This is a genomic window from Chryseobacterium sp. RR2-3-20 (genome assembly GCF_017808115.1).
Lineage (GTDB): Bacteria > Bacteroidota > Bacteroidia > Flavobacteriales > Weeksellaceae > Chryseobacterium > Chryseobacterium oryzae.
On record NZ_JADQBD010000033.1, the window covers coordinates 22152 to 32521 of the forward strand.

10 protein-coding genes are annotated in these 10370 nt (G+C 33.3%); 9 read left to right on the top strand and 1 reads right to left on the bottom strand.

Annotated elements, in window-relative coordinates; all coding sequences use genetic code 11:
• Positions 1 to 4 precede the first annotated feature (4 nt).
• From IV513_RS09105 to trpS, 9 genes are all read left to right on the top strand, one after another.
• Positions 5 to 790, top strand: coding sequence for a (Fe-S)-binding protein (locus tag IV513_RS09105; RefSeq protein WP_209390260.1), 786 nt, complete (start codon positions 5 to 7; stop codon positions 788 to 790).
• Positions 791 to 823: 33 nt separating this feature from the next.
• A complete protein-coding gene (locus IV513_RS09110) occupies positions 824 to 1954 on the top strand; it encodes a hypothetical protein (protein WP_209390261.1) in 1131 nt (376 codons plus the stop codon).
• Positions 1955 to 1978: 24 nt separating this feature from the next.
• Positions 1979 to 2467 (top strand): hypothetical protein, encoded by a 489-nt coding sequence (locus IV513_RS09115; RefSeq protein ID WP_209390262.1) that lies wholly within the window; start codon positions 1979 to 1981, stop codon positions 2465 to 2467.
• 69 nt (positions 2468 to 2536) lie between these two features.
• Entirely contained in the window at positions 2537 to 3679 is a 1143-nt protein-coding gene (locus IV513_RS09120) for a glycosyltransferase (protein ID WP_209390263.1), read from the top strand.
• Positions 3676 to 4938, top strand: coding sequence for a lipopolysaccharide biosynthesis protein (locus tag IV513_RS09125; RefSeq protein ID WP_209390264.1), 1263 nt, complete (start codon positions 3676 to 3678; stop codon positions 4936 to 4938). Before IV513_RS09120 ends, IV513_RS09125 begins: the two co-directional genes overlap by 4 nt.
• Before the next feature lie 60 nt (positions 4939 to 4998).
• Entirely contained in the window at positions 4999 to 6897 is a 1899-nt protein-coding gene (gene asnB, locus IV513_RS09130; protein WP_209390265.1) for an asparagine synthase (glutamine-hydrolyzing), read from the top strand.
• Complete coding sequence (locus IV513_RS09135) at positions 6897 to 7439, top strand: hypothetical protein (protein ID WP_209390266.1); 543 nt, start codon at positions 6897 to 6899, stop codon at positions 7437 to 7439. The genes asnB and IV513_RS09135 overlap by 1 nt, the downstream gene beginning before the upstream one ends.
• A gap of 87 nt (positions 7440 to 7526) precedes the next feature.
• Positions 7527 to 8795 (top strand): serine--tRNA ligase, encoded by a 1269-nt coding sequence (gene serS, locus IV513_RS09140; protein WP_209390267.1) that lies wholly within the window; start codon positions 7527 to 7529, stop codon positions 8793 to 8795.
• 172 nt (positions 8796 to 8967) lie between these two features.
• Entirely contained in the window at positions 8968 to 9936 is a 969-nt protein-coding gene (trpS, locus tag IV513_RS09145) for a tryptophan--tRNA ligase (RefSeq protein ID WP_209390268.1), read from the top strand.
• A gap of 51 nt (positions 9937 to 9987) precedes the next feature.
• On the opposite strand, the gene IV513_RS09150 is transcribed toward trpS, so the two are convergent.
• Positions 9988 to 10245, bottom strand: coding sequence for a hypothetical protein (locus IV513_RS09150; protein WP_209390269.1), 258 nt, complete (start codon positions 10243 to 10245; stop codon positions 9988 to 9990).
• Between the last annotated feature and the right edge of the window lie 125 nt (positions 10246 to 10370).

Sequence of the window (10370 nt, forward strand, 5' to 3'; positions counted from 1 at the left end):
CAAGATGGATTTCAATATAAAAACAATGGCAGATTATGCTGCCGAAGGTAAGTCTCCTGAAGTTTTATTTTGGGTAGGATGTGCGGGAAGTTTTGATGACCGTGCTAAAAAAATTACTAAAGCTTTTTGTAAAATTTTAAATAAAATTGGGGTAGAATTTGCTGTTCTGGGTCAGGAAGAAAGTTGTACCGGAGATCCTGCAAAACGTGCAGGGAATGAATTTATTTTCCAAATGATGGCAATGACGAATATTGAAATTCTGAATGCCTACGAAGTAAAAAAAATCGTTACCGCTTGTCCGCACTGCTTCAATACACTCAAAAATGAATATCCTGGTTTAGGAGGAAAATATGAAGTGATTCATCACACTCAGTTTTTAAGACAACTTATGGAAGAAGGAAGGCTGAAGATTGAAGGTGGAACTTTCAAAGGTAAAAAAATAACTTTCCATGATCCTTGTTATTTAGGAAGAGCCAATAATGAGTACGAAGCACCAAGAGTGTTATTAGAAAAGCTGGATGCAGAATTGGTAGAGATGAAACGTTGTAAAACCAACGGCCTTTGCTGTGGAGCTGGTGGAGCACAAATGTTTAAAGAGCCCGAAAAAGGTAACAAAGACATTAATATAGAAAGAACAGAAGAAGCCCTTTCTTTTGAACCTAAAGTCATTGCTACCGGATGCCCTTTCTGTAATACAATGCTTACAGATGGTGTAAAGCATTTCAATAAAAATACCGAAGTAGAAGTTAAAGATATTGTAGAACTTTTGGCGGAGGCAGAAGATTTGTAATTAAAAATTCAGCAAAGGATAAATCTTGAGTTTATGAAATTAAAATGGGGTTTATCCTTTGTTTTTTTTATTGTCTGTTTGGGGTTTCTTACTTATTCTTGTTATCAAAACAGAGTTTACGACTGGGATATGCCCGGATATTTGGGAAGTATTCTCTCGTGGGAAAATCCGGATAATCCGCAAAAAGTTCATCAGATAGTTTATTCGTCCATTAAAAAAGAAGCTTCTGAACTAGAGTTTCACGATATTGTTGCTTACAACCACGCCAACGAAGTTTTTGCGGCAGATTATAAAGCTTTTGATGAGCAATTGCCCTATTATCAGATAAAATTAGGGTTTAACGTTGCCGTTTATGCGTTGTATAAAATAGGATTTAGCGGTCCTCATTCTGTGCTTTTAGTTAATATTTTTTCTTATTTTATTGCAGGATTATTGCTTTTTTATTTGGTTAAATTTTTATTTCCTTCCCAATATTTTCTTGCTCCATTAGTTTCACTGGGCATTCTATCTTTACCTCCAGTAAAAAGTATGGCAGAAAACCCAACGCCCGACACTTTTCTTTTTCTTTTTACTTTACTTTTTACCATAAATGTTCTTCAGAATAAGAATATTTGGGTTCGGTTTATTATTCTCGTTTGCTGTGTACTCATAAGACCAGATTATATCCTTTTTGCTGGAACATATTTGTTTGCAGTAATTGTTTTTGAATTCTTATATAACAGTAAAAAAATAAATTACATAGCGATAATTCAAGGGGTTGTATTGGCTTCAATTTACCTGTCTATTATTACTTATTACCATTATCCGGGATGGAATGATCTTTTCTATGACAGCTTTTTTTACAGGAGACCTGTAATTTCCGCTGAAAATGCAGATTTTACCGCCAAAAGATATTTAGATTTTCTTTTTATTAAATTAATCAACTTCAAAAAAATAAGTTTGGCTTCTATTATTCTTTTGGGAACTCTATTTTATGTTACCAAAGACAAATGGACACGTATTTTAGGGGTTTTATTCTATGCGAATATTTATATAAAGTTTGTGTTTTTCCCAGACAGTGCCAATCTTAGGTTTTTTATAGGTTTTGTCATCCTTCTCTTTATAGTTTTGCTTTATGCAGTCAGTAAAAAATACAATGGTTTCCAAATCAGGAAAATTGCGTAATTTTACTCTCTAAAATTATTTACAATGAAAATTGAAGATTCTAATATTGTTGAAGCTAACGATTACAGAGTTATAATATATCCAGCATCCAGACCTTTCACAACCAAAGAAGCAAAAGTTATTACCGAAAAGCTTTACGATTTTTTGGCAGGTTGGGCGGCTCATGGAAAACCGCTTTCTTCATCATTTAAAATTGAAAAAAATCAGTTTATCGTAATCTGTGTAGATGAAGAAAAAGAAATGGCTTCAGGATGCAGTATTGATGCTTTAGGGAAAATAATGAGAGAAATTGATGAGGAATACGATTTGGGATTATTCGACAGAATGAAAGCAAGTTTCGTAGAAAATGGAGAAGTAAAAACACTAAAACTTTTAGACTTTAAAAACAAAATAAGAAGCGGAGAAATCTCCAAAGACATAGAAGTTTTCGATTTTTCTAAAAACACGTATTTAGAATTTCTGGGTAATTTCCTCTTGCCGTTTAACAAAAGCTGGGCAGTTACAATAAAGTAACTTCAAAAAAAATAAAAGAAAAATCCTCTTGGTTTATAAACTATTGAGGATTTTTTATGAATTTCCTCCATGTCAAAAGTTTTATTCTTAACTACAGCCCATCATTATAATGATGACAGAATCTTTTTCCATCAGGCAAAAGAGCTGAAAAATCATGGGTTTGATGTGGGAATTTGCAGTCTTTCATCAGCTTTTGAAGGTGAAATTGATGGAATAACTATAAAATCCATTAATATTTTACAACAGTCTACCAAAAAGAAAATTCAAAAATTTATCGAAGTTTGCGAAGCTTTTCAGCCAGACTGTATTTTGTGTTCGGAACCCATTGCGGTATTTGCTGCTAAAAATTTTAGTAAAACTAAAAAAGTAAGCATCGTTTATGATATTACAGAATGGTATCCCGCAATGTCTATGTTAGAGCCTTACGGTTTGTTTGAGAAATTCTTTCAAGGTTTAAAGTTTTTTCTTATCCAGTGTTACGCAGGATTTCTGAGTAATCATTTTATCTTCGGAGAAGAAACTAAGAAATTTCCTCTGAGGTATCTTTTTCCATTGAAGAAAAGAATAATCCTGCCGTATTATCCGAGCCCGGAATTTGTTTCAGAAAATATAAAAAAACTGACTCCAAATGAAATTACCCTTTGCTATACAGGAGCTATTTCTGAAGATAAAGGGATTGGGAATTTTTTTGAAACTATTGAAGTTCTCAAGCAAAGAAACCCGGAGCTTGATATAAAAATTCTTATTGTAGGTTCTGCAAGAACCGTGGCCGACAAAGAATTTTTTTCTAAAATTCTTTCGAAATCTTCGGTAAAAAATATTGAAATTAAAAAACCAGCTTCCTTCGAAACGTTTACCAAAACTTTTGAAAACGCAGATATTTGTTTCGATTTAAGAAATTTTAATTTTGAAAATCATCATTCGCTTCCGATTAAGCTTTTTTATTACATGGGAGCGGGAAAACCGATTATTTACTCAAATTTAAAGGGAATAAGTCAACATTTGGATGTTTCAGGCTTTGGATTTTTAGTAAATCCCAAAAATTCTGAAGAAATTGCCATTTCCATCGAAAATTACATCAAAAATCCTCATTTATATGATCTTCATGCTTCTAATGGAAGAAAATCATTTTTAAATCATTATAATTGGCAGAAAATCAGTAATTCTTTCGTTAACTTTATTCGAAATTCTTTACCTAAAAGCAAACCATGAAACAGCTTAAAGTTGTTCAGACATTTATATCAAGATTTCTTATTTTGATACTGAGCTTTGGCTTAGTCATCTTTTCCACTAATATGTGGGGAAGCGAAGGGAAAGGCACTATTTCTATTGTCGTGGCAAATGTGGCATTGGTTAGTTTTTTCAGCAGTATTTTTTCGGGGAGCAGTACCTCTTATTTTGCGAGAAAATTTAAAATCGAACAGGTTTTACTATATTCTTATGTTTGGTCGGTTATTATTGGTTTAGCCATTCCTTTACTGTTTAGTTTTATTTCTGTTGAGAGAGAATATTTATATTATTTAATCGGAATTTCTATTCTGTCTTCCTTGCTTTTTACCAATATCAATCTGTTTGTAGGAATACAAAACATACGGCTTTTTAATATATATACAGTTTTACAGCAACTTGTACACATTCTATTCATTGCAGTTCTTATTTATGTTGTTCAGCTTAAAGATGTTTCTGTTTACTTTTTATCACACGTTTTTTGCCTTTTAGTATTATTTTTAACAAGTCTTTTTTTGATTCTTAAAAATTGTAGAATTTCAGAATTTTCTTTCTCAAAAGAAGTGTTTTTCAGCATGTTAGATTATGGTTGGAAAACCCAGCTCAGTGCATTCGTGCAATTTCTGAATTACCGGCTGTCTTTCTATTTTCTGGAATATTTTGAAGGCATTGCTGCAGTCGGCATTTTCTCCATCGGAATTACTTTTTCTGAAGCCATTTGGACGATTACCAGAAGTATTGCAGTTGTGCTTTATTCTGATGTGGTAAATAGCAGTAGCAGAGAAAATTCTATTCTTAAAACAAAATCTTCACTAAAAGTTTCGTTTTCGTTAATGCTCATTTTTATTTTGGGTATAATCATTATTCCCGGATTTGTTTACACGGAAATTTTCGGTAAAGAATTTAGTGAAACTAAAAAGATTATGCTTTTACTGTGTCCCGGGATTTTTGCAATTGCAGTAAGTGATATGGTTGGTTATTATTTTTCCGCCATCAAAGAATTAAGAATTTTAAATATAAAATCAATTGTAGGATTACTCATTACTGTATCTTTTTCATTTTTCGCTATCCCGAAATGGGGAATTACAGGAGCGTGTATGGTTACCACATTTTCTTACGTTGTTTCTGCCGGAATTCTGTTTTGGAAATTTTATCGTTCCACAGATTTTCAGATGAAAGATTTTATCGTTTCAAAAGATGAAATAAAAACTTTTATTACAAATTTTTCTAAGAAAAGAGCTTAGTGATTCTTACAAAAAGTAAATGTTAAATTCTTATTTTTACCATTCTAAAAAGCCTTAAACATGTGCGGAATCTGCGGTTATTATTCATTTAAAAAAGAAGTTTCTTCTGAAAATATTTTGACGATGAATAACGCAATTCGTCATCGCGGTCCGGATGATGAAGGCTTTTGGATTTCAGATGGAGTTACCGGACATCCCTTTGCTGGTAAAGATTCTACAGTAAAAATTAAAGAAAAATACCCTCTTTTAAATGAAAATTTCTCGAAAATTGCCTTAGGATTTCGGCGACTTTCAATTTTAGATTTATCTGAAAGGGGACATCAACCGATGGTTTCGGAAGACAGAAAAGTTACCGTTACCTTCAACGGAGAAATTTATAATTTTAAAAAAATAAGAAAAGAGCTTGAAGATTTAGGATATTCGTTTGAAAGTAGTTCTGATACAGAAGTTATCGTAAAATCCTATCTGGAATGGGGAACGGATGTTTTTGAGAAATTGGATGGCATGTTCGCAATTGCGTTAGTAGATTTAGACCATCAAAAACTCATTCTTGGAAGAGACAGAGTGGGATTAAAGCCCTTGTTCTATTATAAAAATGACCATGCTTTAATCTGGGCTTCAGAAATTAAATCGATTCTGAAAAATGAATTTGTAAAAACTGAAATTAACTGGAATGGAGTATATACCAATTTTCTTTTTCAGACAACTTTGGCTCCCGAAACCTGTTTTCAGAATATTTTTTCATTAGAACCTGCAAGTTTTTTAACCGTTGATTTGAACGATTTCTCTTTTTCAAAACAAATGTATTGGGATTTTCCTGTTCAGAAAAACGAAAATATTACCGAAAATGAAGCTATAGAAAATGTAGACTATTTGCTCTCTAATAGTGTTCAGAGTCAGCTTTTTGCCGATGTTCCGGTGGTTAGTATGATGAGCGGAGGGATAGATTCTACACTCATTACGGCAAAAGCGAAAAGTTTTAAAGAAGATATTAATGCTTTTACCATTTCTTATCAGTTTTCGGAAAGCGAAGTAAAAAATGCTTCTTTACTGGCAGAAAAATACCATGTTTCTCATGATGTAAAAAAAGTTTCGGATGAAGAAATTTTAAATAAGCTTAAAGAAAATATACAGCATTTTGAAGAGCCTTACAGTAGTCTGGAAGTTTTAATGAATGCTGCGGAATACGCTAAAGAGCTTGGTTTTAAAGTAGTTTTAAGTGGAAATGGAGCCGATGAACTTTTTGCCGGATATTCACATTCTTTAAAGCTGAATCAATGGCTTTTTATGAAGGTTTTCAATTTTGTGCGTCATTTTATTTTTACCAATGATTCTTTTTCAAGAAAAGTTAAAAATTATTTTTCTCAGGATAATATGCTCGATTTTTTCAGGCAAAGTCAGGTTGGGATGAAGCCTTTGGAAACCAAAAGCATTTTCAAGGAAGAAATTTTAAAATCTGTTGAAACCGATTTAAACAGCAAAAAACTATCTGAAACTCAAGATTACGAAGGACTTTTTGAATATGATATGAGGTATTCTCTCTCTTCTCATCATGTATTCAGAGATGATCTGAGTGCCATGAAGTATGGCGTAGAGTTTCGATATCCTTATCTGAGTAATGATTTAATAGATTATGTTTCTTCTTTGCCCGAGAAATTGCGTTATAATGGGAGAATTAATAAGCCTTTATTGAGAAAAGTGGGCGATAAATATCTTCCTTCGGAGATTTTACAAATGCCAAAACGGGGTTTTTCTTTCCCGTTGGCTCATTTCATCAGAACCGAGCCAAAAGTAAGGTCGTTTATAGAAGAAAATCTGGATAGTCTTAAAAAAAGAAATTTTTTCAATTCAGAAACGGTGGATGATTGGTGGGAAAATCAAAATACAGATTTCGACTGCATAAAAATTTGGCAACTGGTAACTTTTGAACTTTGGTATCAAAAATATTTCGAAAACTAATGAACTTTTTTATTAAAATTTTACCTTTGCACGTAATGAAGAAATATTTTCTTGTTTATATTTTGATAGGTCTTACACTTTTAAGCTGTGGAAGTGATGACGACTCTTTGCAGAAAGTAGATCAGAAACTGCAGATTTTCATGAAAGACAGTGCCGGAAACGATTTGGTAAATCCTGTAAAAGTGGGGTCTTATTCCGGAATAATTTGGAATGATGAACTGGCATCTAGTGATATTGCGAATGTTAATTTTACCAGACCTATGCTTTCAGATTCTACTTTTTATATGGAGTATTTGGCAGGGGCTACAAGAGAATTTGTGTCTGAATCTTCAGATGGAAGTAAAATTTATAGATCCGAAATTCAGGTTTCGCTCACTAAAAAATTATCTGCCACACAGTTTGCTCCTGTGGATATCGATACATTACAGATATTTTACAGAATGACTCCTTCGGTTTTTGAAGTTTCTCAGGTATATTTTAATAAATCTTTGAAGTTTACAAAAATTCCAGATCAGCCGAATGTGGTTACAATCATAAAATAATCTTAAATTTGCACAATTCTGTTGGAAGACGTTTGATATATGTCTTAAAAACAACCAACAATAAACATCTAATACCCAACAACAAAAATGTTACAGGTTAATTTTTTGCGCGATAATAAAGAACGCGTTTTAGAAGGTCTTAAAAAAAGACAGTTCAAAAATCTTGAGCTGGTAGATGAGGCTATCGCTACAGATGAACAGAGAAAAAAAATTCAGTTCGAATTAGACTCTCAACTTTCAGAGATTAACAAAATTTCTAAAGAAATCGGTCTCTTAATGAAAGAAGGGAAAAAAGAAGAAGCTGAAGCATCAAAATCTAAAACAGCACAATTTAAAGAATCGAGCAAAGAATTACAGTCTCAGTTAGAGGTAAAAGAAAAAGCTTTATTAGATATTCTATATCAAATTCCCAATATCCCCAACGAACTGGTGAAAAATGGAGCTACTGCCGACGATAATGAAACAATTTATCAGTCTCATGATGTAGAAGGATTGGGAGATGGTGCTATTCCTCACTGGGAATTGGCAAAGAAATATAATCTCATCGATTTTGAATTGGGCGTAAAAATCGCAGGTGCAGGATTTCCGGTTTATTTAGGAAAAGGAGCCAGATTACAGAGAGCGTTAGTTCAGTATTTCTTAGACAAAAATGTTGATGCAGGTTATCTGGAGGTAAATCCGCCTCACGTAGTGAATGAAGCTTCAGGATACGGAACAGGGCAATTACCGGATAAAGAAGGTCAAATGTATTACATTCAGGCAGACGATTTATATTTAATTCCAACTGCTGAAGTTCCGGTTACTAATTTGTATCGCGATGTTCTGTTGGACGAAAAAGATCTGCCGATAAAAAATACAGCATTTTCTCAGTGTTACAGAAGAGAAGCTGGAAGTTATGGAGCTCATGTAAGAGGATTAAATCGTTTGCACCAGTTTGAAAAGGTAGAAATCGTAAGAATAGAAAAACCAGAAAACTCTTATGCCGTTTTGGAAGAGATGGTAGAGCATATAAAAAGTATTCTTGAAGATTTAGAATTGCCTTACAGAGTTTTAAGATTGTGTGGAGGAGACACAGGCTTCGCTTCTGCAATGACTTACGATTTTGAAGTTTGGAGTGCCGCTCAGGAAAAATGGCTGGAAGTAAGTTCTGTTTCAAATTTTGAAACTTTCCAGGCAAACAGGTTGAAGTGCCGTTATAAAGCAGACGGGAAATCTCAGCTTGTTCACACCCTAAATGGTTCAGCAATGGCATTACCGAGAATTATGGCAGCTTTATTAGAAAACAACCAAACGGAAGAAGGCATCAGACTTCCTAAGAAGATTGCAGAATACGCAAAATTCGATTTAATCAACTAAGGGTTTTCATTATAAAATATAAAGGTTGCTGTAATGGCAGCCTTTTTTGTTTGCCATAAAGATTGAAATCAACAACGATTGTTTACAAACTTTGTTTTAAAAATATGCCCGAAAGTTTTGTAAACATATTAAATTTGTAATTCATTTAAATTTTAAATACCAATATTAAACAATGTCAAGAATTCTTACCGGCATACAAGCCACCGGAACACCGCATCTAGGAAATTTGTTAGGTGCAATTATTCCTGCAATTGAACTTTCAAAAAAGGAAGGAAACGAATCGTTTTTATTTATTGCCAATCTTCATTCTCTTACCCAGATTAAAGATGCAAAAGAACTGAAACAGAATACCTACGAGATTGCTGCGGCTTGGCTTGCTTGTGGATTAGATACCGAAAAAACATTTTTTTACAGACAGAGCGACATCCCTGAAACCTGTGAACTTTCTTGGCATTTATCATGTTTTTTTCCTTATCAGAGACTTACATTAGCACATTCATTTAAAGATAAAGCAGACCGTTTGCAGGATGTTAATGCAGGTTTGTTTACATATCCTATTCTTATGGCGGCAGATATTTTATTGTATGATGCCGAAATTGTTCCTGTAGGAAAAGATCAGTTGCAGCATTTAGAAATTGCCCGTGATGTTGCTTCTAGATTTAATAATCAGATGGGAGAAGTTTTTGTATTGCCACAATCTGAACTTCAGGAAAGTACGAAATATGTTCCCGGGACAGACGGTCACAAAATGTCTAAATCCAGAGGGAATATTATTAATATATTTTTGCCAGAAAAAGAACTGAAAAAGCAGGTGATGAGCATAGAGAGTGATTCTAAAACACTGGAAGAGCCTAAAGATCCTTCAACAGATAAGACATTTGCCATCTACGAACTCATCGCAACCCCTGAACAGACTGAAGAATTAAGAGCAAAATATGAAGCAGGTAATTTTGGTTATGGACATGCTAAAAAAGAGCTTTTAGATTTAATTTTAGTGAAGTTTGCTCAGGAAAGAGAACTTTTCTCATATTACATGAATAATCTTAGCGAATTGGAAGCAAAACTTCAGGAAGGAGCCGAAAAAACCCGAGTAATTGCTACCGAAACAATGAAAAGAGTTAGAGAGAGTTTGGGAATTTAGAAAAATAATTACTTAAAAAAAGCTGATTCAAAATCTGAATCAGCTTTTTTTTTATTTGTTAACTTTAAATCTTTTATCCGGAGTACCGTCTTTTTTCAGTTTTTGGTTTTCTTTATACCTTTTATCTGGTGTTCCGTCTTTTTTCAGTTTTACTGCTGGTTTTGCAGCAGGAGTTTCTGCAGCTTTTGCAGGTTTTACCTGTTTTGTAGTAGTAGTTTTGTTGGCTGTTTTAGCAGCTGGAGCTACTTGTTGAGCAGAAGCAAGTCCAAGTCCTAATACGATAGACATTGCTGTTAAGAATTTTTTCATTTGTTTTTATATTTTACAAGAGTAAATTTTATGAATATCCGTAATTTATCATAACTTTTGTATATTTGTAGTAATCAAACAATTAGATATGAATTTATTCAGTTTTTCAGCACATTTTGGGACAG